At 65.8% G+C, this 26,440-nt stretch carries 24 protein-coding genes; 21 read left to right on the forward strand and 3 right to left on the reverse strand.

Features of this window, described 5'->3' with window-relative positions; all coding sequences use genetic code 11:
• Positions 1 to 18: 18 nt before the first annotated feature.
• Positions 19 to 993 carry an NADPH:quinone oxidoreductase family protein gene (locus AC3FOF_RS05625; protein WP_276264400.1) on the reverse strand — a complete coding sequence of 325 codons (975 nt, stop codon included), beginning with the start codon at positions 991 to 993 and terminating at the stop codon, positions 19 to 21.
• A gap of 223 nt (positions 994 to 1,216) precedes the next feature.
• Here AC3FOF_RS05625 and surE point away from each other — a divergent pair, with 223 nt between their 5' ends.
• From surE to AC3FOF_RS05650, 5 genes are read left to right on the forward strand one after another with little or no spacing between them, the layout of a single operon-like run.
• Positions 1,217 to 1,969 (forward strand): 5'/3'-nucleotidase SurE, encoded by a 753-nt coding sequence (gene surE, locus AC3FOF_RS05630; protein ID WP_017229904.1) that lies wholly within the window; start codon positions 1,217 to 1,219, stop codon positions 1,967 to 1,969.
• Positions 1,970 to 1,997: 28 nt separating this feature from the next.
• Positions 1,998 to 2,897 carry a protein-L-isoaspartate(D-aspartate) O-methyltransferase gene (locus AC3FOF_RS05635; RefSeq protein ID WP_276264402.1) on the forward strand — a complete coding sequence of 300 codons (900 nt, stop codon included), beginning with the start codon at positions 1,998 to 2,000 and terminating at the stop codon, positions 2,895 to 2,897.
• Between the two features lie 8 nt (positions 2,898 to 2,905).
• Entirely contained in the window at positions 2,906 to 3,760 is an 855-nt protein-coding gene (locus tag AC3FOF_RS05640) for a peptidoglycan DD-metalloendopeptidase family protein (protein ID WP_276264403.1), read from the forward strand.
• A gap of 6 nt (positions 3,761 to 3,766) precedes the next feature.
• Complete coding sequence (gene rpoS / locus AC3FOF_RS05645; protein ID WP_035811461.1) at positions 3,767 to 4,939, forward strand: RNA polymerase sigma factor RpoS; 1,173 nt, start codon at positions 3,767 to 3,769, stop codon at positions 4,937 to 4,939.
• Entirely contained in the window at positions 4,936 to 5,784 is an 849-nt protein-coding gene (locus tag AC3FOF_RS05650; RefSeq protein WP_017226692.1) for a 3'-5' exonuclease, read from the forward strand. The genes rpoS and AC3FOF_RS05650 overlap by 4 nt, the downstream gene beginning before the upstream one ends.
• A gap of 53 nt (positions 5,785 to 5,837) precedes the next feature.
• Here the strand turns inward: AC3FOF_RS05650 and AC3FOF_RS05655 are convergent, their stop codons facing one another.
• A complete protein-coding gene (locus tag AC3FOF_RS05655) occupies positions 5,838 to 6,707 on the reverse strand; it encodes an endonuclease/exonuclease/phosphatase family protein (RefSeq protein WP_488726120.1) in 870 nt (289 codons plus the stop codon).
• A 292-nt stretch (positions 6,708 to 6,999) separates the two neighbouring features.
• Between AC3FOF_RS05655 and rlmD the strand changes: the two genes are divergently transcribed.
• A complete protein-coding gene (gene rlmD, locus AC3FOF_RS05660) occupies positions 7,000 to 8,304 on the forward strand; it encodes a 23S rRNA (uracil(1939)-C(5))-methyltransferase RlmD (protein ID WP_430869611.1) in 1,305 nt (434 codons plus the stop codon).
• A 91-nt stretch (positions 8,305 to 8,395) separates the two neighbouring features.
• On the opposite strand, the gene AC3FOF_RS05665 is transcribed toward rlmD, so the two are convergent.
• Positions 8,396 to 9,097 carry a Bax inhibitor-1/YccA family protein gene (locus tag AC3FOF_RS05665; protein WP_017226689.1) on the reverse strand — a complete coding sequence of 234 codons (702 nt, stop codon included), beginning with the start codon at positions 9,095 to 9,097 and terminating at the stop codon, positions 8,396 to 8,398.
• A gap of 337 nt (positions 9,098 to 9,434) precedes the next feature.
• Between AC3FOF_RS05665 and ndk the strand changes: the two genes are divergently transcribed.
• The 15 genes from ndk to AC3FOF_RS05740 all read left to right on the forward strand — a co-directional run bounded on the left by ndk (position 9,435) and on the right by AC3FOF_RS05740 (position 26,353).
• On the forward strand, positions 9,435 to 9,860 hold the full coding sequence (ndk, locus tag AC3FOF_RS05670) for a nucleoside-diphosphate kinase (protein WP_017226688.1): 426 nt from the start codon (positions 9,435 to 9,437) through the stop codon (positions 9,858 to 9,860).
• Between the two features lie 53 nt (positions 9,861 to 9,913).
• The gene (rlmN, locus tag AC3FOF_RS05675) at positions 9,914 to 11,068 is read left to right on the forward strand and encodes a dual-specificity RNA methyltransferase RlmN (RefSeq protein WP_017226687.1); all 1,155 of its coding nucleotides are present in this window, start codon (positions 9,914 to 9,916) and stop codon (positions 11,066 to 11,068) included.
• Positions 11,065 to 11,844 (forward strand): type IV pilus biogenesis/stability protein PilW, encoded by a 780-nt coding sequence (gene pilW / locus AC3FOF_RS05680; RefSeq protein ID WP_017226686.1) that lies wholly within the window; start codon positions 11,065 to 11,067, stop codon positions 11,842 to 11,844. Before rlmN ends, pilW begins: the two co-directional genes overlap by 4 nt.
• On the forward strand, positions 11,837 to 12,814 hold the full coding sequence (locus AC3FOF_RS05685) for a RodZ domain-containing protein (protein ID WP_488726027.1): 978 nt from the start codon (positions 11,837 to 11,839) through the stop codon (positions 12,812 to 12,814). Before pilW ends, AC3FOF_RS05685 begins: the two co-directional genes overlap by 8 nt.
• Before the next feature lie 42 nt (positions 12,815 to 12,856).
• A complete protein-coding gene (gene ispG / locus AC3FOF_RS05690; RefSeq protein ID WP_035815880.1) occupies positions 12,857 to 14,149 on the forward strand; it encodes a flavodoxin-dependent (E)-4-hydroxy-3-methylbut-2-enyl-diphosphate synthase in 1,293 nt (430 codons plus the stop codon).
• 77 nt (positions 14,150 to 14,226) lie between these two features.
• A complete protein-coding gene (gene hisS / locus AC3FOF_RS05695) occupies positions 14,227 to 15,579 on the forward strand; it encodes a histidine--tRNA ligase (RefSeq protein ID WP_035815883.1) in 1,353 nt (450 codons plus the stop codon).
• A gap of 75 nt (positions 15,580 to 15,654) precedes the next feature.
• On the forward strand, positions 15,655 to 16,287 hold the full coding sequence (locus AC3FOF_RS05700; protein ID WP_017229730.1) for a YfgM family protein: 633 nt from the start codon (positions 15,655 to 15,657) through the stop codon (positions 16,285 to 16,287).
• 84 nt (positions 16,288 to 16,371) lie between these two features.
• Complete coding sequence (gene bamB / locus AC3FOF_RS05705) at positions 16,372 to 17,559, forward strand: outer membrane protein assembly factor BamB (RefSeq protein WP_017229729.1); 1,188 nt, start codon at positions 16,372 to 16,374, stop codon at positions 17,557 to 17,559.
• 226 nt (positions 17,560 to 17,785) lie between these two features.
• On the forward strand, positions 17,786 to 19,129 hold the full coding sequence (gene der / locus AC3FOF_RS05710; RefSeq protein ID WP_035815878.1) for a ribosome biogenesis GTPase Der: 1,344 nt from the start codon (positions 17,786 to 17,788) through the stop codon (positions 19,127 to 19,129).
• A 208-nt stretch (positions 19,130 to 19,337) separates the two neighbouring features.
• Positions 19,338 to 19,577: an RNA chaperone Hfq gene (gene hfq, locus AC3FOF_RS05715; protein ID WP_017229727.1), complete on the forward strand. Its 240-nt coding sequence runs from the start codon at positions 19,338 to 19,340 to the stop codon at positions 19,575 to 19,577.
• Positions 19,578 to 19,871: 294 nt separating this feature from the next.
• Positions 19,872 to 21,119, forward strand: coding sequence for a GTPase HflX (hflX, locus tag AC3FOF_RS05720; protein WP_017229726.1), 1,248 nt, complete (start codon positions 19,872 to 19,874; stop codon positions 21,117 to 21,119).
• A 104-nt stretch (positions 21,120 to 21,223) separates the two neighbouring features.
• Positions 21,224 to 22,627: an FtsH protease activity modulator HflK gene (gene hflK / locus AC3FOF_RS05725; protein WP_017229725.1), complete on the forward strand. Its 1,404-nt coding sequence runs from the start codon at positions 21,224 to 21,226 to the stop codon at positions 22,625 to 22,627.
• Positions 22,628 to 22,638: 11 nt separating this feature from the next.
• Positions 22,639 to 23,541 carry a protease modulator HflC gene (gene hflC, locus AC3FOF_RS05730; RefSeq protein ID WP_017229724.1) on the forward strand — a complete coding sequence of 301 codons (903 nt, stop codon included), beginning with the start codon at positions 22,639 to 22,641 and terminating at the stop codon, positions 23,539 to 23,541.
• A gap of 193 nt (positions 23,542 to 23,734) precedes the next feature.
• Positions 23,735 to 24,898 (forward strand): ATP phosphoribosyltransferase regulatory subunit, encoded by a 1,164-nt coding sequence (locus AC3FOF_RS05735; RefSeq protein ID WP_488726028.1) that lies wholly within the window; start codon positions 23,735 to 23,737, stop codon positions 24,896 to 24,898.
• 114 nt (positions 24,899 to 25,012) lie between these two features.
• Positions 25,013 to 26,353: an adenylosuccinate synthase gene (locus tag AC3FOF_RS05740; RefSeq protein ID WP_488726029.1), complete on the forward strand. Its 1,341-nt coding sequence runs from the start codon at positions 25,013 to 25,015 to the stop codon at positions 26,351 to 26,353.
• Positions 26,354 to 26,440 lie beyond the last annotated feature (87 nt).

The following is a 26,440-nucleotide window of genomic DNA, read 5'->3' on the forward strand; positions in this document are numbered from 1 at the left end:
GCCGAAAGCGCGTTCGGCTCAGGGCACGATGACGATCTTGCCCGTGACCTTGCGTGCCTCCATGTCCTTCAGGGCCTGTGGCGCCTGTTCCAGCGGATAGCGCGCAGAAATGTGCGGGCGGATCTTGCCTTCCTTCATCCAGCCCAGCATCTGCGCCATATTGGCCTGGTTGGCTTTGGGCTCGCGCCGTGCGAAGTCGCCCCAGAACACGCCCACCAGCGAGGCGCCCTTGAGCAGCGCCAGGTTCAGCGGAAGCTTGGGGATCTCGCCATTGGCGAAGCCCACCACCAGGTAGCGGCCGCGCCAGCCGATCGAGCGGAATGCCGGCTCGGCATAGATGCCGCCAACCGGGTCGTAGATCACGTCGGGGCCGCGGCCGTCGGTCAGCGCCTTGACGCGTTCGCGCAGGTCCTCGGTGCTGTAGTTGATCAGCGCGTCGGCGCCATGGTCCTTGCACACCGCCAGCTTCTCGTCGGTGGAAGCCGCGGCAATCACGCGGGCGCCGATGGCCTTGCCGATCTCGATCGCCGCCAGGCCCACGCCGCCGGCGGCGCCAAGCACCAGCATGGTCTGGCCGGCCTTGAGTTCGCCGCGGTCGATGACCGCGTGGTGCGACGTGCCGTACGTGAGGGTGAACGCCGCGGCAGTCTCGAAATCGATGCCCGGCGGCATTGGCACGACCGCACTGGCGGGTGCCTTGGCCTGCGAGGCAAAGGCACCGTTGCCGAGGTAGGCAATGACCTTGTCGCCCGGCTTGACGTGGGTCACGCCTTCGCCGATGGCGTTGACCACGCCGGCCAGTTCCGATCCGGGCGCAAACGGCAGCTGCGGCTTGGCCTGGTATTTGTTCTGGATGATGAGGACGTCCGGGAAATTCACGCCGGCCGCTTTTACGTCGATCACGACTTCGCCCGGGCCTGGCACCAGGTCGGGCAGGGTTTCGAGAACCAGCGAGTCAGGCGGGCCCCAGGCTTTGCACAGTACGGCTTTCATCATGTCTCCGGTGATATGTTCGATGCCCCGCACAAGATGACGCAAAAGGGTGCATGAATGGTGCATGCGCGCTGGATGCCAGTTGCGCCAGGCAGGCCCGGGCAAGTGTAGCGCAAAAATAGCACGATCGTTCTGTTACGTGCCGGCAAAAGGGCTGGCGCAGTGCCGCTTCGCGGCGTGGACGGGGGCGCTTGCGACAGCCTTGTCAGGTACAATCGCGCCCATGCATATCCTCCTCGCAAACGATGACGGTTACCTGGCGCCAGGGCTTGCCGCGCTGCATGCCGCGCTGGCGCCGCTGGCCCGTATCACGGTCATTGCGCCTGAGCAGAATCACAGCGGCGCCTCGAATTCGCTGACCCTGCAGCGTCCGCTGTCGGTCTTCGAGGCGCGGGAGGGCGTGCAGAAGGGTTTTCGTTTCGTCAATGGTACGCCGACCGATTGCGTGCATATCGCGCTGACCGGCCTGCTCGACGAAAAGCCCGACCTGGTGGTGTCCGGCATCAACCAGGGCCAGAACATGGGCGAGGATGTGCTGTACTCCGGCACCGTCGCCGCCGCCATCGAGGGTTTCCTGCTCGGCATTCCCGCGATCGCCTTCTCACAGGTGGACAAGGGCTGGACGCATCTCGACGCCGCCGCCCGCGTGGCGCGCGACATTGTCGAGCGCTATATCGCCAGGCCCGCGGCCGAGCCCTTCCTGCTCAACGTCAATATTCCCAGCCTGCCGTTCGAGCATCTCCGGGGCTATCGCGCCACCCGGCTGGGCAAGCGCCATCCTTCCCAGCCGGTCATCAAACAGGTCAACCCGCGCGGCGAAACCAACTACTGGATCGGCGCCACCGGCGACGCGCGCGATGCCAGCGAGGGTACGGATTTCCACGCCACCGGCGAAGGCTTTGTTTCGCTGACGCCCTTGCAGCTCGACCTGACTCACCGCGGGCAGCTCGAACAGATCAACCAGTGGCTGGCATAAGCCCTGTCGCGCGCAGTTACCGGCCGTCATGACTTCCGACCCGCGTCGCCCAAAATTCCCGTTGCCGCTGGACGCCGTGGTCGAGCGCAAGCCCGCGCCGGCGCGCACCGCCGGCATGCCTGCCGTGGGCGGCGCGCGCAGCGTGGCGGCCGCGGCCAAAGCGCGCGCGGCCAAAGCGCCGGTACCCGTTCCCGTGGCGGCCGCCAGCGCGGTGCAGGCACGGGCGAGCGCGGCTACCGCGGGCGGCGGCGGCATGGCGTCGGAGCGTGCGCGCGGCGCGCTGGCGGCACGGCTGCGCGCGGCCGGGATCCGCGACGAACGGGTGCTGGACGCGATCGCCACGGTGCCCCGCCATCTGTTCGTCGAACCCGGCCTGGCCTCGCAAGGCTATGAAGACGCGGCGCTGCCGATCGGCCACCACCAGACCATTTCGAAGCCGTCGGTGGTGGCGCGCATGATCGAGCTGCTGCGCGACGGCCTGGCCGCCGACGAGCCGCTGGAGCGCGTGCTGGAGATCGGCACCGGCTGTGGCTACCAGGCCGCGGTGCTGAGCCTGGTGGCACGCGAAGTGTTCTCCATCGAGCGGATCCGTCCGCTGCACGAACAGGCCAAGGCGAACTTGCGGCCGCTGCGCGTGCCAAACCTGCGCCTGCACTATGGCGACGGCATGCTGGGCCTGCCGCAGGCGGCGCCGTTCTCGTCGATTATCCTGGCGGCTGCCGGCATGGAGGTGCCGCAGGCGCTGCTGGAACAACTGGCCGTTGGCGGGCGGCTGATCGCCCCGGTGGCCGTGGCGCCCTCGCCGGGCGGGCCGGGGCAGACCGTCACGCAGCAATTATTGTTGATCGAGCGGCGTAACCGGCATCGATTTCACCGGACCGCGCTTGAAGCCGTTTTCTTTGTGCCATTAAAATCGGGCACTATCTGAGTCGAACTATGCACAATATCGTGAATACGGAACGTTTCGCCCGCGCCGGGCAGCTAGCCGCCGCCTCGTTGCTGGTCTCCCTGCTGGCAGCCTGCGCTTCCTCCCCCATGCCGGCCCCGGTCGTGGACCGTACCACCGGCGCCGGCGTTGCCAGCGTCGCGCCGCTCGAGCCGCCGCCGCCCGGGTACTATCGCGTCAAGCGAGGCGATACCCTTTATCGAATCGCGCTCGAGAATGGCCAGTCCTACCGCGATGTGGCGGCCTGGAACTCGCTCGCCAATGCCAATCAGATCGAAGTGGGCCAATTGTTGCGCGTAGTGCCGCCTGGCGCCGACGTCAACGCCGGCACCGGCGTGGCCACCATGCCGGTGGCGCCCGGCAGCGTGCAGTCGCAGCCGATCGAGCAGGCGCGTCCGGTACCCACGCCGATTCCGTCTACGGCCACGACCGGTGGCGCTTCCGCGCCGGCCGCCTCCGCTTCGGCTCCCGCCGGCGACGGTTCCATCAAGCTGGCATGGCCTGTCAGCGGTCAGCTGATCGGGCGTTTCGACGAAAAGGGCAACAAAGGCATCGATATCGCAGGCAAGAAGGGCGATACGGTGCTGGCGGCCGACGATGGCAAGGTGATTCACGTTGGCCCCTTGCGCGGCTACGGGAATCTTGTCATCATCAAACACAACGATACATATCTCACTGCATATGGCCACAACGACAAGGTGCTGGTGCAGGAACAGGCAACGGTCCGCAAGGGGCAGAAGATTGCAGAGATGGGCAACAGTGACACCGATCGTGTGAAACTGCATTTCGAGGTACGCAAGAACGGGAAACCAGTCGATCCGATGCGGTATCTGCCGCCACAGTGAGGGTTCATGCCACGCCAGAAAACTGTCTCCACCGGAAGCACCAGCCGGGCCCGGCGTTCCAAGCAGCCGGAGTTGCAGCAGTCCGCTGGCGTGGCGCAAGCCGATGCCGAGTCCGAAGCCTACGGCCAGGACCCGGCCGCCGAAATGGTTCCCCTGACCGATGAGCCGATCACCACCGGCACGACGGTAGGATTGCGCGAGGCCGACCTGATGGTCGAGGAAGCCGAACGCCAGGCCCGCGACGAGGAAGAAGAAGAGTCCGAGGACGAAGAGGAAGGCGAGAACGGTACCGAGGCCGCCGCGCCCGATCACGACGACTTCCGTACCGTGCTGCACACCGAGCTGGCAGCCGATACCGTCCAGCACTACCTGAATCGCATCAGCATCAAGCCGTTGCTGTCGGCGCCCGAGGAGCTGCATTTCTCCACACTGGCCAAGGGCGGCGATTTCTCCGCGCGCCAGGTCATGATCGAGCGCAACCTGCGGCTGGTGGTCAGCATCGCCAAGGGTTACCTCAACCGTGGCGTGCCGCTGCTGGACCTGATCGAGGAAGGCAATCTCGGCCTGATGCACGCCATCGAGAAGTTCGATCCTTCACGCGGCTTCCGCTTTTCGACCTACGCCACCTGGTGGATCCGCCAGAGCATCGAGCGCGCCATCATGAACCAGGCGCGCACCGTGCGCCTGCCGGTCCATGTGATCCGCGAACTCAACCAGGTACTGCGCGCCAAGCGGCATCTGGAGAAGGGCGGCACCGACGGCCGCGACGCCAGCCTCGAGGACATCGCCCACCTGCTGGGCAAGACTCCCGACGAAGTGCAAGACGTGCTCGCGCTCAACGAGCACACCACCTCGCTCGACACGCCTTTCGATCTCGATCCGGGTTCCAGTCTGCTCGATTTCCTCTCGGACGAGCATAATGCCGCGCCCGACCAGGAGGTCGCGCACCGCGAGCTGGAAAACCTGATGAAACAGTGGCTGGCGCGCCTCTCGGAAAAACACCGTTACGTGGTGGAACGCCGCTTCGGTCTCAATCATATCGAGCCGGCCACGCTGGAAGAACTTGCCGAGGAAATGGGGCTGACGCGCGAGCGCGTGCGCCAGATCCAGCAAGAGGCGCTGGTCAAGCTCAAACGCCATTTTGCTTCGCAAGGCGTGCGCAAGGACGCTGTTCTATGACACCTGTGCTGGTATTCGACATCGAGACGATTCCCGATGTCGATGGTTTGCGTCGTCTGCATGACCATCCCGATTCGATGAGCGACGCCGAGGTCGCCGAGCATGCCTTCGCGGCCCGCCGCGAGAAAAACGGCAGCGATTTCCTGCCGCATTACCTGCAGCGCGTGGCCGCCATTTCCTGCGTGCTGCGCCGTAACCATCGCGACGGCAGCCCGGTTTTCCATGTGGGCTCGCTGGGCACGCCGGAAGACGGCGAAGCGGTGCTGATCCAGAAATTCTACGACCTGGTGGCGCGCTATTCGCCGCAGATCGTGTCGTGGAACGGCGGCGGCTTCGATCTCCCCGTGCTGCACTACCGCGGGCTGGTGCATGGCATCGTGGCGCCGCGCTACTGGGAAATGGGCGAAGGCAGCGAATCCGACAGCCGCGATTTCAAGTGGAACAACTACATCAGCCGCTACCACATGCGGCACCTGGACCTGATGGACCTGCTGGCGATGTACCAGCCGCGCGCCAGCGCGCCGCTGGACGATCTCGCCAAGCTGTGCGGCTTTCCCGGCAAGATGGGGATGGATGGCAGCAAGGTCTGGCAGGCCTACCAGGACGGCCAGCTGGGCGCGATCCGCGATTACTGCGAGACCGATGTCGTCAACACCTACCTGGTGTACTGCCGTTTCCAGCTGATGCGCGGCGGGCTCACGCCGAAACAGTTCGATACGGAAGTCGAATTCGTGCAGGAATCGCTGGCCGAACTGCCGGGCGAGCAGTGGATGGAGTATCTCCGCGCGTTCCGCATCAAGCCGGTCCATACCGGCGGCGATGACGACGAAGAACCCGAGATCTGAGAACCGATCTCCAGGCGCCGGCCGGCAGGCCGGCGCCTGGTAATGAAACCCATTTACTCGTCCGCCAGCGACAGATAGACCGGCTGGTGGTCCGACGCCCGGGTTTCGCCATCCACCTCGCAGTACTGCACGCAGGGCAGCAGGTCCTCCGTGAGGAAGACAAAATCGCACGCGAACGGCGCTTGCGGCCACTGCTCCTTGTCATACAGCGCGCAGGTTGGCGCATGCGGCTTGCCGGGATGGGCATGCATCCACGCGTCCTGCCATCCGATGATGCCGGTTTCGTGGTTGTCGTCGTACGGGGCCAGCATGCGCAGATAGGCGATATCGTCCGGCGCGCTGTTGAAGTCGCCGCACAGTACCGCCGACGCGGGCCTGGCCTCGGGCGTGAACGGGCCGGGGTGCGGCTCGCGCAGACCGGGCTGGCTGGCATGTGCGCAGGCTTCGCGGTGCCATGCGCGCAGCGCGTCGGCCTGGGCTGCGCGCTGATGTGGCGAGTAATACTCCAGATGCGTGCAGATCACGCGTAGGCGCCGGTCGCCGGCCTGCACGGTGGCTTCCAGGGCGACGCGCGGCATCGAGGGCACCGAGGGATCGGCGGGCCAGGGCAGGGTACGGCGAAACACCTCGCATACCGGCAGCCGTGTGGCGATCAGGTTGCCAAACTGGCGCGGCGAGCCGTCGGCGGCATAACGGTCGACCCCGGGCGCGTAGAGGATCCGGTATCCGGGCAGCAGCGCCGCCAGTTCGGCCACCTGGTCCTGGCCGGGCTCGCCGCGCAGGTCGGCATAGCCTCGCGTGACCTCCTGCAGGCATAGCACGTCGGCATCGGCGATCGTGTGCAGCGTGCTGACCGTGCGTGTCAGGTCGACGCGCCCGTCGGTACCACGGCCCCACTGGATATTCCAGGAAATCAGTTCCATGTCGCCCCCTGCCTGTTCCATTGCCTGCGCGGTGGTACCGCGCGCGTGCAGCATCCATGTTGCGCCTATCTCGCGCGCTTGTCCCGTTCTCCTGCGGTCTTTCACCGCCGCGACTGGACTACAATCGCCCTTTCGCAAAACAATACGTCAGGTTCCCCAGGTGTCCCAAGCCGAGACTCTTTCGCAAGCCCAGCCCGCGCCCGCAGGTGGCGCTTCCGCCTCTCCTGCCGCGCCGGTTTCCGCTGCCCCCGTGCCGGCCACGCAGCCCGTCGTGCAAATCCACAGCCTCGATATGGAGGCGCGCGGGGTTGGCCGGCTGGTGAATGAGGATGGCAGCCCCGGCAAGGTGATTTTCGTCGAGGGCGCGCTGCCGGGCGAGACCGTCAGTTACCGCAGTTTCAAGCGCAAGGCGAGCTACGAGCAGGCCCAGCTGGTCGAGATCAAGCAGCCGTCGGCGATGCGCGTGAAGCCGGGTTGCGAGAATTTCGGCGTGTGCGGCGGCTGCTCGATGCAGCACCTGGATGCGCGCGCGCAGCTGGCGATCAAGCAGCGCGTGCTGGAGGACGATCTCTGGCATCTGTCCAGGCTGCGTCCGGACGTGGTGTTCCGTCCGATCGCCGGTCCTGACTGGGGATACCGCTACCGGGCGCGCCTGACGGTGCGCTTCGTGGCCAAGAAGGGCACCGCACTGGTTGGTTTCCATGAGCGCAAGAGCAGCTTTGTGGCGGATATGACACGTTGCGAAGTGCTGCCGCCGCATGTGTCCGCCTTGCTGGTGCCGTTGCGCGAGCTGGTCACGGGTTTGTCGATCCGCGACCGCATGCCGCAGATCGAGTTGGCGGTGGGCCAGGACGTGACCGTGCTGGTGTTGCGCATCCTGGAGCCGCTCAACCACGCGGACGAGGATCTGCTGCGCGCTTTCGCCGACCGGCATGGCGTGCAGTTCTGGCTGCAGCCCAAGGGCCCGGACACGGTCGCGCCGTTCTACCCGCTGGATCGCGAGCTGGCCTATACGCTGCCGGAATTCAATATCCGCATGCCGTTCAAGCCCACTGACTTCACCCAGGTCAACCATCAGATCAACCGGGTGCTGATCGGCCGCGCGCTGCGCCTGCTGGCCGCGCGGCCGGACGACCGGCTGCTCGACCTGTTCTGCGGCATCGGCAATTTCACGCTGCCGCTGGCCACGCAGGGCCGTTCGGTGATGGGGATCGAGGGCAGCGAGACGCTGACCACGCGCGCTCTGGCCAATGCCGCCGTCAACGGGCTGGATCACAAGACCGAATTCGCCTGCCGCAACCTGTTCGAGGTCAGCGCGGAGGATATCTCCGCGCTCGGCCGTTTCGATCGCTGGCTGATCGATCCGCCGCGCGAGGGCGCGCTGGCGGTGTGCAAGGCGCTGGGCGAGCTGGCGCAGGCGGGCAGCGATGTGCTGCCCAAGCGCATCGTCTACGTGTCGTGCAGCCCGGCCACGCTGGCACGCGATGCCGGATTGCTGGTGCATGAAGCGGGCTACCGCCTGTCCGGGGCGGGCGTGGTCAATATGTTCCCGCACACCTCCCATGTGGAGTCGATTGCGGTGTTCGACCGGGACTGAGGCCGGTCGAGGCGGCGGGGAAGCAAAGAAAAAGGCCAGCGCGGATGCGCTGGCCTTTCCGGTTCGGGGCAGGGCGGCGAGGCCGCCCGCCTCAGTCGCGGTTGCCGCCGAAGATGCCCAGCAGTGCCAGCAGGTTGGCGAAGACGTTGTAGACGTCCAGGTAGATCGCCAGCGTTGCCGTGATGTAATTGGTCTCGCCGCCGTTCAGCACGCGCTGCACGTCGAACAGGATGTAGGCCGAGAAGATGCCGATGGCGATCACCGATACCGTGATCATCAGCGACGGCAGCTGCAGCCAGATATTGGCGACGCTGGCCAGGATCAGCAGGATCACGCCGACGAACAGGAATTTGCTCAGCCCGGAGAAGTCGCGCTTGCTGACCGTGGCCACGGTGGCCATCGCGCCGAATACCGCCGCGGTGCCGCCGAAGGCGTACATGATCAGTGCCGGGCCGTTGGAGAACTGCAGCACCGACCCGATCAGGCGCGACAGCATCAGGCCCATGAAGAAGGTGAAGGCCAGCAGCAGGACCACGCCCATGCTGCTGTTCTTGGTCTTCTCGATGCCATAGAAGAAGCCGAACGCGATGCCCAGGAACAGGATCATCGACATGCCGGGACTGCCCCGCATCAGGCTGAAGCCGGTGGCTACGCCGATCCAGGCACCGAGCACGGTGGGGATCATCGAAATGGCGAGCAGCCAGTAGGTGTTGCGCATTACCCGATTGCGTACCGCAACGTCGCTGGTTGCGGTGCCGCTGCCGAAACTGTAAGTGTTCAGCTTGTTGTCCATGGTGACTCCTGTCTCAAAACGGTGAGGCGCCGGGGTAACCCAGGCGGGCACAACGCCAATGTGGCATCGCATGGCCGGAATTGCAAGGGCTGAGGATTGTATCCGTCACTTTCATGCAAAATCCGCGCTGCCAGTGGTGGTTTGATCGATGAGCGCGGCTGTCGTTCCCTGCACGTGAGTAACCGTATTTGTGAATTATAATTCTCTTAATTGCAGCGGGATCGCCGTGGTCGCGACTCAGCGGCGCGCGGCCATGGGCATTCTCGAAACCATAACCGTCTCGTGCTAGAATTGCACGTTTATTCCAATTGTAACCCCTTCATTTTTCGGAGTTTTTATGGCGATCGAACGCACCCTGTCGATTATCAAGCCGGATGCCGTGGCAAAGAATGTCATCGGCCAGATTTACGCTCGTTTCGAGACCGCCGGCCTGAAGGTCGTGGCTGCCAAGATGGTTCACCTGTCGCGCGGCGAAGCCGAGCAGTTCTACGCAGTGCACGCAGCCCGCCCGTTCTTCAAGGACCTGGTGGACTTCATGGTTTCCGGCCCGGTGATGATCCAGGCCCTGGAAGGCGAGAACGCCATCCTGAAGAACCGCGACCTGATGGGCGCCACCGACCCGAAGAAGGCTGAAGCCGGCACCATCCGCGCCGATTTCGCCGACAGCATCGACGCCAACGCCGTGCACGGCTCGGACGCAGCGGAAACCGCCGCTGTCGAAATCGCGTTCTTCTTCCCCGGGATGAACGTTTACAGCCGCTGATTGTCTGGTCTATTCCACAAGACTAGACTCACATTGAAGTCGATACTGCCGTCATGAACGATCTCGTCAACCTGCTCGACCTGGATGCGGACGCGCTCACCGCCTATTGCGGAGAGCTCGGCGAGAAGCCGTTTCGTGCGCGGCAGTTGCAGCGCTGGATCCACCAGTTCGGCGCCAGCCGTTTCGACGCCATGTCGGATCTCGCCAAGTCGCTGCGCGAAAAGCTCGCGACGCGCGCGGAGATCCGCTCGCCTGCCGTCATCACCGACAACCTGTCGGCCGACGGCACGCGCAAGTGGCTGCTGGACGTTGGCGCCGGCAATGCGGTGGAGACGGTGTACATCCCCGAGGAGACGCGCGGTACGCTGTGCGTGTCTTCCCAGGCGGGCTGCGCCGTCAACTGCCGGTTCTGCTCCACCGGCAAGCAGGGCTTCTCGCGCAACCTGTCCACTGGCGAGATCATCGGCCAGCTCTGGATGGCCGAGTTTGCCATGCGTGCCCAGCTGGGCCGTGGCCCCAAGGACGACCGCGTCATCTCCAACGTGGTGATGATGGGCATGGGCGAGCCGCTGCTCAATTACGACCAGGTGGTGCCGGCCATGCGCCTGATGCTGGACGATAACGCCTACGGGCTGTCGCGCCGGCGCGTGACCCTGTCCACTTCCGGCGTGGTGCCGATGATGGACCGCCTGGCCAAGGATTTGCCCGTGGCACTGGCGGTTTCGCTGCACGCGTCCAACGACCCGTTGCGCGACATGCTGGTGCCGCTCAACAAGAAGTATCCGCTCGCCGAGCTGATGGCGGCCTGCCGCCGCTATCTTGAATTCGCCCCGCGCGATTTCATCACTTTCGAATACTGCATGCTGGACGGCGTCAACGACGGCGTCGAGCATGCCCGGGAACTGCTGAAGCTGGTGGCCGACGTGCCATGCAAGTTCAACCTGATCCCGTTCAATCCTTTCCCGGAGTCGGGCCTGAAGCGCTCGCACAACGACCAGATCCGCCGTTTCGCCCAGGTCCTGATGGATGCCGGCATCGTCACCACCATCCGCAAGACGCGGGGCGACGATATCGACGCTGCCTGCGGCCAGCTGGCCGGCGAGGTCAAGGACCGCACCCGCCTGGCGGAGCGCGGCAAGTTCGGCAAGATCACGCCGATCGTGGCGGCGCCCGCGGCCAGCCAGCCGCAGGAGGCTCGCCCTGCATGACGCGTCTGATCGTCGCAGTCCTGCTGGGGCTGACGATGCTGTCTGCCTGCCAGTTGCCGCCGCCTTCCAGGCCGGAACCGCAGGGTGCATCCGACCAGACCGACGTCAGGCGGCGTGCCACTATCCGCCTCCAGCTGGCCACCAGCTACCTGGAAGCCGGGCAGAATAGCGTTGCGCTGGACGAGGCCAGGCAGGCCATCGCGATCGATCCGACGCTGGTCGATGCCTACCATATCCGCGCGCTGGTCTATATGAACATGAACGAACGCGCGCTGGCCGAGGACAGCTTCCGCAGCGCGCTGTCGATGCGTCCCGACGACGGCGACGTGCTCAACAACTATGGCTGGTTCCTGTGCATGAACGGGCGCTATGCCGAGGCCGTGCCCTACCTGGAACGCGCAGTGTCCGCACCGTCGGCGAACGGGCCGGGCAAGGCCCTGACCAGCCTTGGCGCCTGCCAGTTGCGCAACGGTCACGGCGAGGCGGCCGAGAAAAGCCTGTTTGGCGCGCTGCGATTCGATCGCAACAACGCGGTGGCAAACAACAACCTCGCGCTGCTGTATTACCAGCGTGGGGACTACCAGCGGGCCCAGCAGTACGTCGGGCGCGTCAACAGCAGCAGTTTCGTCAGCGCGCAATCCCTCTGGCTGGGTGCGCGCATTGCCCGCCGTCAGGGCGACACCGCTGCGCAGAATGCCCTGGTGGGACAACTGCGCAGCCGTTTCCCCGATTCGCGTGAGTTGACCGCATACGAACAAGGAGCATGGGATGAGTGAGCACGAGCGCGCCGAAGGCCAGACTGAAGCGACCGGCCATGTGGGCGGCACTGCCGCCGACGCCGGACGCGAAGCGGTGGCGCGCGAGATCGGCGAACGCCTTTCGCAGGCGCGCCAGGATCAGCGTTTCTCGCTGGAGGACGTGAGCGCGCGGCTGAAGGTCGCCGCCCACAAGCTGGCAGCCATCGAGCAGGGCGATGTTTCGGCGCTGCCCGACGTGACGTTTGCCAAGGGGGTGATGCGGGCCTATGCGCGCATGCTCCACATCGACATCGATGCCCTGCTGGCGCGCTTTCACGCGCAGGCCGTGCCCGTGGTCGAGATCGGCATGCGGCGCGAAGGCGGCCTGAACGAAAGCTTCGACGACCGTAACCGCTTCGGCTCCGGTGGTTCGGGCGGCCGGTGGATCTGGCTGGCCCTGGTGGTTGCCGTGATCGGCGGCGGCGTGTTGTTCGGCCTGGATCATTTCAAGCAATGGATCGAGGCGCGCAAGGAAAATCTCACGGCGCCCCCGGCTGCCGAAGCCACGGCGCAGGGCAGCGCGGCCGGCACGGTGACGGCCCCGCTGCCGCCGGTGATGGCTGCGTCCGACGCGCCCGCGCCGTCGGAGGCCCTGCCAGCCAGCGGCCCGGTGGCGGTAGCGCCGGTTCCGGCGCCGGCCGTGGCGGCACCGGCCTCGGCTGCCACGCCGGCCCCCGTGGCGGTGCCGGCAGCGGCACCCGCCGCGGGCACGGGCGAGCTGCATATCCGTTTCGCCGCCGATACCTGGTACGAAATCCGCGATCGCAGCGGCAAGATCGTGCTGGGCGGCACGGCTCGCGCAGGACAGGATTTCAGCGGTGGCGGCACGCCGCCCTACAAGGTCGTGATCGGCAACGTCAAGGGCGTCGAATCGCTGACCCGCAATGGTTCGCCGGTCGATCTGCAGGCCGCCAACCGCAACAATGTGGCGCGTTTGACGTTGCCCTGATCGCCGTTTCTCCAGCCATGCGCATTGCAAGGTGGTAATGCTATGAATCAACAGGCCTGTATGCCGGTATTGCCCGGCCCGTTGCCCCGCCGCAAGACGCGCCAGGCGCGCGTCGTGTGGGGCGACAATGTAGTCACCATCGGTGGCGACGCGCCCGTGCGCGTGCAGTCGATGACCAACACCGATACGGTGGACGCCATCGGCACCGCGATCCAGGTCAAGGAGCTGGCGCGTGCCGGTTCCGAGATCGTGCGCATCACGGTCAATACGCCGGAAGCCGCGGCAGCAGTGCCCGCCCTTCGCGAGCAGCTGGACCGCATGGGCGTGAACGTGCCGCTGGTAGGCGACTTCCATTACAACGGCCACAAGCTGCTGCAGGATTTCCCCGACTGTGCCCAGGCGCTGTCGAAGTACCGCATCAACCCCGGCAACGTGGGTCAGGGCGCCAAGCGCGACACGCAGTTCGCCCAGATGATCGAGATGGCCTGCCGCTACGACAAGCCGGTGCGCATCGGCGTGAACTGGGGCAGCCTCGACCAGTCGCTGCTGGCGCGCATCATGGACGAGAACGCCCAGCGCGCCGAGCCGTGGCCCGCGCAAAACGTGATGGTGGAGGCGCTGATCACCTCGGCCATCGAGTCGGCGAGCAAGGCCGAGGAAATCGGCCTGCCGGGCAACCAGATCATCCTGTCGTGCAAGGTCTCGCAGGTGCAGGAACTGATCGCGGTGTACCGCGAACTGACCAAGCGTTGCGACTACGCCCTGCATCTGGGGCTGACCGAAGCCGGCATGGGCAGCAAGGGCATCGTGGCTTCCACGGCGGCGCTGTCGGTGCTGCTGCAGGAAGGCATCGGCGACACCATCCGCATCTCGCTGACGCCGGAACCCGGCGCTGCGCGCGAGAAGGAAGTCTACGTGGGGCAGGAGATCCTGCAGACCATGGGCCTGCGCAATTTCACCCCGATGGTGATTGCCTGCCCGGGCTGCGGCCGTACCACCAGCACCACCTTCCAGGAGCTGGCGTCGAGCATCCAGAGCTACCTGCGCGAGCAGATGCCGACCTGGAAGACCGCCTACCCGGGCGTGGAAGAAATGGACGTGGCCGTGATGGGCTGCATCGTGAACGGGCCGGGTGAAAGCAAGCATGCGAATATCGGCATCTCGCTGCCGGGCTCGGGCGAATCGCCGGCGGCGCCGGTGTTCGTCGACGGCGTCAAGGTGAAGACGCTGCGCGGGGAACGTATCGCCGAGGAATTCCAGGCGATCGTCGATGACTATGTGCGCACCCACTATGGCAACAACGCCGGGCGCGCCGGCAATGAGGCGGCAGCCTGAGCCATCAGGCAGGGCGCTGCAGGGAAAGACAAGAGAAGATGAATCAACCCGTGAATCCGGCGGCAGCCGGCGATGGCATGGCCGATAACAGGGCCGAAGGCAAGGCGGACAAGGCCAAGGCGGCCAAGGCACTGCAGGGCGTCAAAGGCATGAACGACATGCTGCCCGCCGACGCGCCGCTGTGGGAGCATTTCGAGAACGCCGCGCGCGCCATGCTGCGCGCCTACGGTTACCAGCAGGTCCGCACCCCCATCGTGGAGCACACCCAGCTGTTCGTGCGGGGCATCGGCGAAGTCACCGACATCGTCGAGAAAGAGATGTATTCCTTCACCGACGCGCTCAACGGCGAGCAGCTCACGCTGCGCCCCGAGGGCACGGCGGCCGCGGTACGCGCCACCATCGAACACAACCTGCTGTACGACGGCCCCAAGCGCCTGTGGTACACCGGCCCGATGTTCCGCCACGAACGGCCGCAACGGGGACGCTACCGCCAGTTCCACCAGCTTGGCGCCGAGGCGCTGGGCTTTGCCGGTCCCGACGTGGATGCCGAGATCATCCTGATGTGCCAGCGCCTGTGGGACGACCTCGGTCTGGTCGGGGTGCGGCTGGAGCTGAATTCGCTGGGTCAGGCGTCCGAGCGCGCCGCTCACCGGGAAGAACTGATCAAGTACCTGGAGGGCTTCCAGGACATCCTCGACGAGGACAGCAAGCGCCGCCTCTACACCAATCCGCTGCGCGTGCTGGATACCAAGAATCCCGCGCTGCAGGAGATGGCGGCCAATGCGCCCAAGCTGATCGATTTCCTGGGCGAGGAATCGCTGGCCCACTTCGAAGGCGTGCAACGCCTGCTCAAGGCCAACAACATCCCGTTCAAGATCAATCCGCGTCTGGTGCGCGGGCTTGACTACTACAATCTGACGGTTTTCGAATGGATTACCGACAAGCTCGGCGCGCAGGGCACCATCGCCGGCGGTGGCCGCTATGACCCGCTGATCGCGCAGATGGGCGGCAAGCCGGCACCGGCCTGCGGCTGGGCGATGGGCATCGAGCGCATCATCGAGCTGATCCGCGAGGAAGGCCTGGTGCCGCAGGCGGATGGGTGCGACGTTTATCTGGTCCACCAGGGCGAAGCGGCGGCCCAGCAGGCCATGATTGCCGCCGAGCGCCTGCGCGATGCCGGGCTCGACGTGCTGCTGCACGCCACGCCGGACGGCAAGAGTGGCAGCTTCAAGTCGCAGATGAAGCGCGCCGACGGTAGCGGCGCATCCTATGCCGTTATCATTGGCGACGATGAAGTGGCCGCGGGTACGGCCCAGGTCAAGGACCTGCGCCAGGCCGCCCAGGCCGACGGCGGCGGTGCGCAGGTGACGGTGCCGGCCGAAGCGCTGGTCGAGCACATCATCGACGCGATGGTAGGCGCCAGCGAATAAGCCGGCAACGAGTGCCGGAAACAGGGGCCGCGGAAGCGGTCCTTCAATCATACACACGCGGGTGGATCCCTCGACATGGCTTACGATCTAGAAGAACAGGAACAGCTTGACAGCCTCAAGGCCTGGTGGCGCCAGTACGGCAATACCGTGACCTGGGCGCTGATCGCCGGCTTGCTGGCCTTCGCCGCCTGGAGCGGCTGGAATTACTGGCAACGCAAGCAGGCCGGGGACGCGGCGCTGCTGTACGAGCAGGTCGTCAAGGCGGCTGACAGCCGCGACGTCGAGCGGATCAAGCGCGCCGCCGGCGACCTGGAGCAGAAGTTCGGCAAGACGGCCTATGGCCCGATGACGGCGCTGGTGTCGGCCAAGGTGCTGTACGATGCGGGTGACCTGGCCGCCGCCAAGACCCAGTTGCAGTGGGCGATCGACCACGGCGACGGCGAATATGCCCATCTCGCGCGCGTGCGCCTGGCTGGCGTGCTGCTGGATGAAAAGGCCTACGACCAGGGCCTGGCGCTGCTCAAGGATGAGCCGCCCGCACCGTTCGTGGCGCTGTATGCGGACCGCCGCGGCGACCTGCTGGCAGCCCAGGACAAGCGTGCGGAAGCCCGTACGGCGTACCAGCGCGCGCTCGACAAGCTGAGCGCCAACGATGCTGCCATGCGCCAGATCATCCAGTTCAAGCTCGACGCGCTGGGCACCGCCTGAGGCGGCTGAACCGGCTAGCCGACAGGCCCGCAGACTCGCATGCCCGCAGACCCGGGCTTCAACCCAATTCAGGATCGGAACCTCATGACGTCATTGTTTTCCGGCACGGCCAAGAACCAGCAACACGGCAATTTCGTCCGCGCCCTGGTGGTGGCCGCCGCTTGCGCGGCCGGCGTCGCCAGCCTTGGCGGCTGCTCGCTGTTCAGCAAAAGCGACAAGCGCACGCCGGTCGAACTCAAGCCGATCACCCAGACCCTGTCGGTGCGCCAGGCCTGGAAGGCCAGCGTCGGCAAGAGCGGCCCGTATTCGCTGCAGCCAGCCGTTTCCGGCAGCACCGTCTATGCGTCCTCCAATGGCGGCAAGGTGATCGCGCTCGACGGCGGCACCGGACGCACACTGTGGGAGGCGAAGACCGACACCGACCTGACTTCCGGTCCGGGCAGCGACGGCACCGTGACCGCGGTCGCCGGCGAGAAGGGCGCGGTATTTGCCTTCGACGCCACCGGCAAGCAGCTCTGGAAGAAGCAGGTCAATGGCGAGGTCCTGTCCGCGCCGCTGGTCGGCAATGGGCTGGTGGTGGTGCGCACCACCGATACCCGTGTACTCGGCCTGGATGCCCAGACCGGCGAGCGCCGCTGGATCTACCAGCGCTCGCAGACCGCGCTCAACCTGCGCGCGGCGATGGGCATGGTCTTCGCCGGCGACGGCATCGTGATGGGCTTCCCCGGCGGCAAGCTCGGCGTGCTGGCTCCCGGCAACGGTGTGCTGCGCTGGGAGAGCACGGTTTCCTACCCGAAGGGCGTATCCGAGATCGAACGGCTCAATGACGTTACCGGCCAGCCGATGGTCAACGGCCGCCAGGTATGCGCCACCACCTTCCAGGGCCGTATCGCCTGCCTGGAACTGGCCAATGGCCAGCCGCAATGGGGCAAGGATTTCTCGTCGCCGACCGGCCCCTCGCAGGATGACGAATCGCTGTATGCCAGCGACGAGCGCTCGGTGGTCCATGCCTTCGACCGCCAGAACGGCACCGAGCGCTGGAAGAACGATCAGTTGCTGTATCGCCGCCTGGGCACGCCGCTGGCGCTGGGCCGCTCGGTGGTGATGGGCGACTTCGAGGGCAATGTGCATTTCCTCTCGCGCGACGACGGCCAGTTCGTGGCGCGCCTGAAGACCGACGGCAGCGAGATTACCGCTGCGCCGGTGGTGGCGGGCGCTTCCATGGTGGTCCAGACACGCGACGGCAACCTCTACGGCTTCGTGCCGGACTGAGGCCGTCAACATCATGGCGACCGCCCGTGCACCTGTCGGCATGGGTGGCGCCAATCCGGCAGCACGATCCTCCTGGTCGTGCAGGTGAACGAGGCCAGGGCTGCATAGGCAACCCGGCCGCCCGACAGGAAAAGTGGCCTGGCGCGCGAGCGCCCGGCCGTCGGACCCAAATCACTCCGGAGTTCCTGGGGGGCGGCATCTGCCGGCCCCCATTTCCGTTTATTGCATGAAACCAGTTATCGCTCTGGTCGGCCGCCCCAATGTGGGCAAGTCGACGCTATTCAACCGGATGACCCGTTCGCGCGACGCCCTTGTCGCCGACTTGCCCGGGCTCACGCGCGACCGCCACTATGGCGAGGGCCGCATCGGTGAACGTCCGTTCATCGCCATCGATACCGGCGGCTTCGAGCCGGTGGCCAAGGATGGGATCGTCGCCGAGATGGCCAAGCAGACCCGCCAGGCCGTGGTCGAGGCCGACGTGGTGATCTTCATCGTCGACGGCCGCCTCGGGCTGGCGCCGCAGGACCGCGTGATCGCCGATTACCTGCGCAAGACCGGGCGCCGCGTCATGCTGGCCGTGAACAAGGCCGAAGGCATGAAGTACACCACCGTGTCGGCCGACTTCTACGAGCTTGGCATGGGGGATCCCTATGCCATCTCGGCCACCCACGGCGACGGCGTGCGCGAGCTCGTCGACGAGGCGCTGGAACTGGCGGTGAAGGAGCGGCCGGAGCTTGCCGAGGAAGACGACGGCGCCCAGCGTGGCGTCAAGATCGCCATCGTCGGCCGCCCCAACGTCGGCAAGTCCACGCTGGTCAATACGCTGATCGGCGAAGAGCGCGTGATTGCGTTCGACATGCCCGGCACCACGCGCGATGCCATCTATGTGGAGTTCGAGCGCGGAGGCAAGCCTTACACGCTGATCGATACCGCGGGCCTGCGCAAGCGCGGCAAGGTGTTCGAGGCGATCGAGAAGTTCTCGGTGGTCAAGACGCTGCAGTCGATCGCCGATGCCAACGTGGTGGTGCTGCTGCTCGATGCGCAGCAGGACGTGTCGGAGCAGGACGCGCACATCGCGGGCTTCATCGTGGAGTCGGGGCGCGCGCTGGTGGTGGGCGTCAACAAGTGGGACGGCCTTGACGGCCACGCCCGCGACCGCATCAAGCACGATCTGGAGCGCAAGCTGCAATTCCTCGATTTCGCCAACTTCCACTTCGTGTCGGCGCGCGAGCGCACCGGCATCGGCGCGCTGCTGCGTTCGGTGGACGACGCGTACGCGGCGGCGATGGTCAAGCTGCCCACTCCGCAGCTCACGCGGATCCTGCAGGAAGCGGTCGAGTTCCAGCAGCCGCGGCGTGTCGGCGCGACCCGGCCCAAGCTGCGCTATGCGCACCAGGGCGGGTCCAATCCGCCCATCATCATCGTGCACGGCAATTCGCTTTCGGGCATCGCCGACACGTATCGGCGCTATCTTGAAAACCGCTTCCGCTCGGCTTTCAAGCTGAAGGGCACGCCGCTGCGCATCGAATTTCGTACGAACAAAAACCCATATGCGGACTCGAAGGATTGAGTCGGGCAGCGGGAGCCCGGGCGGGCAACTTTCGTTTGCGTTCGTTTGGAACTGAGGCTAAATTCACGGTAGCAGGGGGTTCCCTGCGAGACGATGCTGGCTTGGTACCGTTTTGATCTTTTTTTGGCGCGGTTTTGCGCCGCCTGACTTGAATCGGGGGCTACCGTCCCCATCATCTATCACTAAATCTATAATTTTGGAGTGTGCCATGAGCAACAAAGGGCAATTGCTACAAGACCCGTTCCTGAACGCGCTGCGCAAAGAGCACGTGCCGGTTTCAATCTACCTCGTCAATGGCATCAAGCTGCAAGGCAATATCGAGTCGTTCGACCAGTACGTCGTCCTGTTGCGCAACACCGTGACGCAGATGGTCTACAAGCATGCGATTTCCACCGTCGTGCCGGCCCGCGCCGTGAATTTCCGCGTGGACGACACGGCCGAGGGCTGATCTTTCGCGGTTCGCTCCGCATGGTTCCGGCAGGCCCGTCGCATCGAGACACGGCCGCCAATTGCCGGTGTCGCGCCGGGGCCTGATGCTCCGGTTCGACACCAAACGACGCCCGGCCAGCCTGGTCGCAGCGTGGCTGTGACAACGGACATGCTTCACCCTGGTGCATTCCGCCACGGATAGCAGCCCGCCTCGAGCGTCTCCCCGGCCAGGGCTCATGCATCGCGGCATCCGTCGCAGCCCTCCAGTCGGTTTCAAACCGTTTTCCTTTCTCGCGTTTCGCGCTCCTCCCGTTTGCAATCTAGAGCCACCTCCAATTCCGAGCCATCCCGCGCCATCCTGGTCGGTGTCGATTTCGGCAAGCATGATTTCCAGGAAAGCCTGAGCGAACTGGCGTTGCTGACGTCGACCGCGGGCTCCACGCCGGTGCATATGCTCACCGGCCGGCGCTCGCGTCCAGACCCGGCGCTGTTCATCGGATCCGGCAAGGCGGAGGAGCTCAAGGAGGCCGCCGATGCGCTCGATGCCGACGTGGTGGTGTTCAATCACACGCTCAGCCCGGCCCAGCAGCGCAACCTCGAGCGCTTCCTGCAGCGCCACGTGATCGACCGTACCGGCCTGATCCTGGATATCTTCGGCCAGCGGGCGCAGAGCCACGTCGGCAAGGTGCAGGTCGAGCTGGCCCAGGTCCAGTACCAGGCCTCGCGGCTGGTCCGTGCCTGGAGTCACCTGGAGCGGCAGAAGGGCGGTATCGGCATGCGTGGCGGCCCGGGCGAGCGTCAGCTCGAACTGGACCGCCGTCTCCTCGACGAGCGCGCCAAGCGGCTGAAGGCGGACCTGGCGCGGCTGCAGCGCCAGCACAGCACCCAGCGCCGGGCGCGGGCGCGCAACGATACCCTGAGCATCTCGCTGGTCGGCTACACCAATGCCGGCAAGTCGACGCTGTTCAATGCCCTGACCAAGGCGCGCGCCTACGCTGCCGACCAGCTCTTCGCCACGCTCGATACCACCTCGCGCCGGCTGTACCTGGACGGCCTGGGCAATGTGGTGCTGTCGGATACCGTCGGCTTCATCCGCGATCTGCCCACCCAACTGGTGGCCGCTTTCCGCGCCACGCTGGAAGAGACCGTGCACGCGGACCTGCTGCTGCACGTGGTCGACGCCTCCAGCCCGGTGCGGCACGAACAGGTCGAGCAGGTCAATCGCGTGCTGGCCGAGATCAACGCCGACGACATTCCGCAGATCATCGTGATGAACAAGATCGATGCCGCCCCGGAACTGCTCGAGCAGGGCCCGCGGGTGGAGCGCAACGAGGACGGCGTGCCCACCCGCGTATTCGCCAGCGCGCGCGACGGCATCGGCCTGGATGCATTGCGCGAGGCCGTGGTGGAAGTGGCGCGCTGGCTCGCCGAGCAGCCGCCGGAACGTCCGCCGCTAGACCAGCGTTTTGCCGATGCGCATGCGCGCTACGACGACGATCACGCTGACGATCCCCACGGCGGCGACGCCGGTGTGGATCCGGAAGAACCCGGCACGCAGTGACCCAGTTCGGCGGAAATCGCGGCCAGATTGCCCCAAATAGGCAAAAGTGGCGTCGATGACTGTTAGAATCCCCTTGTTCCAACTATCCCGGACCCGTGCACTTCATGCCCCAGTTTCCCCGGAATCCCGAATCGAGCCATGCCTTTGGCAGCCGCGCTGGTGGCCGCAATGGCGGCTATGCCCCGTCGCGGACGGCCTGGCAGCGCTTGCGCGCGATCCTGTCGTTGAACGATCCACGTTGGGGTCGGGGCGATGATGAAGACAAGGATAAGGACAAGGACAGCCGCGATAACAATCGCCAGCAGAACCAGCGTCCTCCCCAGGACGGCCCCCCCGATCTCGACGAGCTCTGGCGCGATTTCAATCGCCGCCTGAACGGCCTGCTCGGCCGCAAGGAAAACGGCGGTGGCGGTAACAACCAGGGCTTTGGCGGCGGTGCGCGCACGCCGGGCAAGGGCTCGGGCATCGGCGCGGGTGTGGTGGTGGTCGCCGCGGTCGGTATCTGGCTGGCCAGTGGCTTCTTCATGGTGCAGGAAGGCCAGACCGCCGTCATCCTTCAGTTCGGCAAGTTCAAGTACACCACCGGCCCGGGTATCAACTGGCGCCTGCCGTACCCGATCCAGTCGGCGGAGATCGTCAACCTGTCGGGCGTGCGTTCGGTGGAAGTGGGCCGTTCCACCTCGATCAAGGACAGCAACCTGAAGGACGCGTCCATGCTGACGCAGGACGAGAACATCATCGACGTCCGCTTCACGGTGCAGTACGACATCCAGGACGCAAGCGAATTCCTGTTCTACAACAAGACCGACCGTGGCGGCGACGAGGAACTGGTGACCCAGGCCGCCGAGACCTCGGTGCGGGAGATCGTCGGCCGCAACAAGATGGACGCGGTGCTCTACGAGAACCGCGAGCAGATCGCGCAGAACCTGGCCAAGTCGATCCAGTCGATCCTGACCGCGTACAAGACCGGCATCCGCGTGATCTCCGTCAACGTGCAGAGCGTGCAGCCGCCCGAGCAGGTGCAGGCTGCCTTCGACGACGTCAACAAGGCCAGCCAGGACAGGGAACGCGCCATCAGCGAAGGCCAGGCCTACGCCAACGACGTGATCCCGCGCGCCAAGGGTACCGCCGCGCGCCTGAACGAAGAAGCCGAAGCCTACAAGGCGCGGGTGACCGCCCAGGCCGAAGGCGATGCCTCGCGCTTCCGCCAGGTCCAGGCCGAATACGCCAAGGCCCCGCAGGTGACGCGCGACCGCATCTACATTGAGACCATGCAGCAGATCTATACCAATTCGACCAAGGTGCTGGTGGATTCGCGCCAGGGCAACAATCTCCTCTATCTGCCGCTGGACAAGCTGATGGCGCAAACGCAGGGTGCCGCGCCGGCTTCCGGCAGCGCCGCGCCGCAGACGCCGGCTGCTGGTAGTGGCACATCTCCCGCGCCGGATGCCGGCGGCGATACCCGGTCGCGCGAGCTGTTGCGCAACCGTGACCGCGATTCGCGCTGAGGAGCCCCGACATGAACCGACTGATTTCCGCAGTAATCGGCCTCTTCATCGTGCTGGCGATCGGCTCCTCGATGGTGTTCGTGGTGGACCAGCGGCAGTACGCCGTGGTGTTCGCCTTTGGCCAGATCAAGCAGGTGGTGAACGAGCCCGGTCTGCACTTCAAGCTGCCACCGCCGCTGCAGAACGTGGTCTTCATGGACCGCCGCCTGCTGACCATCGACGTAGCCGCCTCCGAGCGTTTCCTGACCGCCGAGAAGAAGAGCATGGTGGTGGACTGGTTCGTCAAATGGCGCATCACCGATCCGCGCAAGTTCTTCGTTGCCTTCAACGGCAATGTCCGCGGGGCGCAGGACCGCATGACCCAGCGTATCGACTCTGTTGCCCGTGAGGAATTCGGCAAGCGCACGGTGGCGGAACTGGTCGCCGGCGAGCGCGAGAAGGTGATGCAGAATATCCGTGCCGCCATGGCCGACTATGCCCAGTCCGTTGGCGTCGAGATCATCGACGTGCGCCTGAAGCGTGTCGACCTGCTGCCCGCGATCAGCGAATCGGTGTACCGCCGCATGGAGGCCGAGCGCAAGCGCGTTGCCAATGAGCTGCGCTCCACCGGCGCCGCCGAAGGCGAAAAAATCCGTGCCGACGCCGACCGCCAGCGTGAGGTGGTGCTGGCCGAGGCCTACCGCGACGCGCAGAAGATCAAGGGCGAGGGCGATGCCCGCGCCTCGCAGATCTATGCCGAATCGTTCGGCCGCGATCCGCAGTTCGCCCAGTTCTGGCGCAGCATGGAAGCCTATCGCAATACCTTCCGCGACAAGCGCGACGTGCTGGTGCTGGAGCCGAATTCCGACTTCTTCCGCTTTATGCGCTCCGCGGGCGGCGCGCCTGCGGCGGCGCCTCCGGCGAATCGTCGCTGAGCTGGGCGGCCGCGGCCGCCAGGCGCTAGGACAAAACCCCGGCTTGCCGGGGTTTTGTCCGGCTGGAGGGCGGGCAAATAGCCGTCCCGCAGGCGCCGCAGCCGTCTCCTGAGCCCGGCGGGGCAGGGGGCGGGATCGAAATCAACGGGGGCCGCAGGGCACCCGGCAACCGTATGACGTGAAGAGATTTACCATGTCCAACCACTGGCTTCTGCCCGAAAACATTGCCGACGTGCTGCCGTCGGAGGCCCGCAAGATCGAAGAGCTGCGCCGCCGCATGCTGGACCTGTTCCGCACCTACGGCTACGAGCTGGTCATGCCGCCGATGCTGGAATACCTGGAATCGCTGCTGACCGGTACCGGGCACGACCTCGACCTGCGCACCCTCAAGCTGGTGGATCAGCTCTCCGGCCGCACCATGGGGCTGCGCGCCGATATCACGCCCCAGGTCGCCCGTATCGACGCCCACTTGCTGAACCGTTCGGGCGTGACCCGGCTGTGCTATGCAGGCAATGTGCTGCACGCCCGGCCGGCCGGCTTTCGCGCGACCCGCGAGCCGCTCCAGGTCGGCGCCGAAATCTATGGCCACGCGGGCCTCGAGGCCGACGTGGAGATCCAGGCCCTGATGCTGGCCGCGCTGCAGGCTGCGGGACTGGCTGAGATCCGCCTCGATCTGTGCCACGCGGGCATCCTGGAGGCGCTGCTGGATGGCCTGCCGTCCAGCCGCAAGATCGAGGACGTCTTGTTCGCCGCGCTGGAAACCAAGGATGTTTCCGCGCTGCGCGAGCTGACCGAGGGCATGCCCGAGGCCGAGCGCGATGCGCTGCGTGCCCTGCCCACGCTCTATGGCGGCGTGGAGGTGATCGAGCGCGCCCGCGCCACGCTGCCTGCGAGCCCGGCCATCGGCCGCGCGCTGGACGAACTGGCGGCGCTGGCGGCGGAAGTGAGCGGGGCGAGCGTCAATATCGACCTGTCGGACCTGCGCGGCTACCACTACCACAGCGGTGTGATGTTTACTGCTTATGTGGCAGGCCTGCCCAATTACGTGGCGCGCGGCGGCCGCTACGACAAGGTCGGCGAGGCCTTTGGCCGCGCGCGGCCGGCCACCGGGTTCTCGCTGGATCTGCGCGAAGTTGCGGCGCTGTCCCCGCTCGAGGTGCGCGCATTCGCCATCTTTGCCCCGTGGGATGCGGATCCTGCGCTGCGCGCGGCGATCACCGCGCTGCGCGCGGCCGGCGAGATCGTGATCCAGTCCCTGCCGGGCCATACGCACCAGCTCGACGAGTTCAACTGCGACCGCCAACTGGTGCGCGAGGCTGGTGGCTGGACGGTAATCCCGCGCAGCGCCGGGGCCTGAGCATCAACGCCGGGCCGCGGAATTCCCCCGCATTGCAGGCCGATCTCCCCAAAATCGGGGAGTTGACCGGCAACGAGAGTAAAATACGTTTTTAACCCACTGACCAAAATCAACATGTCCGCTTCTGCAGTAAGCCAGGGACGCAATGTCGTCGTGATCGGCACCCAATGGGGTGACGAAGGCAAAGGTAAAATCGTCGATTGGCTTACCGATCATGCAAAGGGCGTGGTGCGGTTCCAGGGCGGCCACAACGCTGGCCACACGCTCATCATCGGCGGCAAGAAGACCATCCTGCGCCTGATCCCGTCGGGCATCATGCGTGCCGGCACGGTCTGCTACATCGGCAACGGCGTGGTGCTGTCGCCCGAGGCGCTCTTCCGCGAGATCGAGGAACTGGAAACCGCCGGCCTGCAGGTGCAGAACCGCCTGCGCATTTCCGAAGCAGCCACGCTGATCCTGCCGTACCACGTCGCCATCGACAAGGCCCGCGAAGCGCGCCGTGGCGCCGACAAGATCGGCACCACCGGCCGCGGCATCGGTCCCGCCTACGAAGACAAGGTGGCCCGCCGCGCGCTGCGCGTGCAGGACCTGTTCGATCCCAAGGCCTTCGCCGAAAAGCTGCGTGAGAACCTCGACCTGCATAACTTCATGCTGACCCAGTACCTGGGTGCGGAAGCGGTCGATTTCCAGACGACCCTGGACGAGATGCTGGCGTTCGCGCCGCGCCTGGCGCCGATGGTGGCGGACGTGTCCGCCGAGCTGTATGCCGTCAACGCCGCGGGCGACAACCTGATGTTCGAAGGCGCGCAAGGCACGCTGCTCGACGTCGACCACGGCACTTATCCCTTCGTCACCTCGAGCAACTGCGTGGCCGGCGCGGCCGCCGCGGGTGCCGGTGTTGGCCCGGGCCGCCTGAACTACATCCTGGGCATCACCAAGGCCTACTGCACCCGTGTGGGTTCGGGCCCGTTCCCCAGCGAGCTGTACGATAACGACAATCCCAAGCGCCAGGATCCCATCGGCGTGCGCCTGGCCAATGTCGGCAAGGAATTCGGTTCTGTGACCGGCCGTCCGCGCCGCACCGGCTGGCTCGATGCCGCCGCGCTCAAGCGCTCGGTGCAGATCAATGGCGTGTCGGGCCTTTGCATGACCAAGCTCGACGTGCTCGACGGCCTCGAAACCCTCAAGCTGTGCGTGGGTTACGAACTGGACGGCAAGACCGTCGACATCCTGCCGCGCGGCTCGGATGCCGTGGCGCGCTGCGTGCCGGTGTACGAGGAATTCCCCGGCTGGAACGAATCCACCTTCGGCGTGAAGGCCTGGGATGCGCTGCCGGAACAGGCGCGCACCTACCTCAAGCGCGTCGAGGAAGTGGTCGGAATCCCGATCGACATGATCTCGACCGGCCCCGACCGCGACGAAACCATCCTGCTGCGTCACCCGTACGTGGCCTGACGACGCCTGAGCCCGCGAGGGCGCTGCGCCGCTGCAAGGCGGTGCCCGCAGACAGGCTGCGAAAGCACAAGAGCAAATCGGCCCGCG

This window comes from Cupriavidus sp. 96C5-1 (genome assembly GCF_057798855.1).

Excerpts from the sequence above, each read along its gene's own strand:
- AC3FOF_RS05740 (WP_488726029.1), top strand. The coding sequence starts at position 25,013 with ATGTCCGCTTCTGCAGTAAGCCAGGGACGCAATGTCGTCGTGATCGGC.
- AC3FOF_RS05685 (WP_488726027.1), top strand. The coding sequence starts at position 11,837 with ATGAGTGAGCACGAGCGCGCCGAAGGCCAGACTGAAGCGACCGGCCAT.
- AC3FOF_RS05665 (WP_017226689.1), bottom strand. The coding sequence starts at position 9,097 with ATGGACAACAAGCTGAACACTTACAGTTTCGGCAGCGGCACCGCAACC.
- hflC (WP_017229724.1), top strand. The coding sequence starts at position 22,639 with ATGAACCGACTGATTTCCGCAGTAATCGGCCTCTTCATCGTGCTGGCG.
- hfq (WP_017229727.1), top strand. The coding sequence starts at position 19,338 with ATGAGCAACAAAGGGCAATTGCTACAAGACCCGTTCCTGAACGCGCTG.
- surE (WP_017229904.1), top strand. The coding sequence starts at position 1,217 with ATGCATATCCTCCTCGCAAACGATGACGGTTACCTGGCGCCAGGGCTT.
- AC3FOF_RS05735 (WP_488726028.1), top strand. The coding sequence starts at position 23,735 with ATGTCCAACCACTGGCTTCTGCCCGAAAACATTGCCGACGTGCTGCCG.
- der (WP_035815878.1), top strand. The coding sequence starts at position 17,786 with ATGAAACCAGTTATCGCTCTGGTCGGCCGCCCCAATGTGGGCAAGTCG.
- AC3FOF_RS05700 (WP_017229730.1), top strand. The coding sequence starts at position 15,655 with ATGGCTTACGATCTAGAAGAACAGGAACAGCTTGACAGCCTCAAGGCC.
- bamB (WP_017229729.1), top strand. The coding sequence starts at position 16,372 with ATGACGTCATTGTTTTCCGGCACGGCCAAGAACCAGCAACACGGCAAT.
- AC3FOF_RS05635 (WP_276264402.1), top strand. The coding sequence starts at position 1,998 with ATGACTTCCGACCCGCGTCGCCCAAAATTCCCGTTGCCGCTGGACGCC.
- ispG (WP_035815880.1), top strand. The coding sequence starts at position 12,857 with ATGAATCAACAGGCCTGTATGCCGGTATTGCCCGGCCCGTTGCCCCGC.
- AC3FOF_RS05640 (WP_276264403.1), top strand. The coding sequence starts at position 2,906 with ATGCACAATATCGTGAATACGGAACGTTTCGCCCGCGCCGGGCAGCTA.
- AC3FOF_RS05650 (WP_017226692.1), top strand. The coding sequence starts at position 4,936 with ATGACACCTGTGCTGGTATTCGACATCGAGACGATTCCCGATGTCGAT.
- hflK (WP_017229725.1), top strand. The coding sequence starts at position 21,224 with ATGCCCCAGTTTCCCCGGAATCCCGAATCGAGCCATGCCTTTGGCAGC.
- pilW (WP_017226686.1), top strand. The coding sequence starts at position 11,065 with ATGACGCGTCTGATCGTCGCAGTCCTGCTGGGGCTGACGATGCTGTCT.
- AC3FOF_RS05625 (WP_276264400.1), bottom strand. The coding sequence starts at position 993 with ATGAAAGCCGTACTGTGCAAAGCCTGGGGCCCGCCTGACTCGCTGGTT.
- ndk (WP_017226688.1), top strand. The coding sequence starts at position 9,435 with ATGGCGATCGAACGCACCCTGTCGATTATCAAGCCGGATGCCGTGGCA.
- AC3FOF_RS05655 (WP_488726120.1), bottom strand. The coding sequence starts at position 6,707 with ATGGAACTGATTTCCTGGAATATCCAGTGGGGCCGTGGTACCGACGGG.
- rlmD (WP_430869611.1), top strand. The coding sequence starts at position 7,000 with ATGGAGGCGCGCGGGGTTGGCCGGCTGGTGAATGAGGATGGCAGCCCC.
- rpoS (WP_035811461.1), top strand. The coding sequence starts at position 3,767 with ATGCCACGCCAGAAAACTGTCTCCACCGGAAGCACCAGCCGGGCCCGG.
- hisS (WP_035815883.1), top strand. The coding sequence starts at position 14,227 with ATGGCCGATAACAGGGCCGAAGGCAAGGCGGACAAGGCCAAGGCGGCC.
- rlmN (WP_017226687.1), top strand. The coding sequence starts at position 9,914 with ATGAACGATCTCGTCAACCTGCTCGACCTGGATGCGGACGCGCTCACC.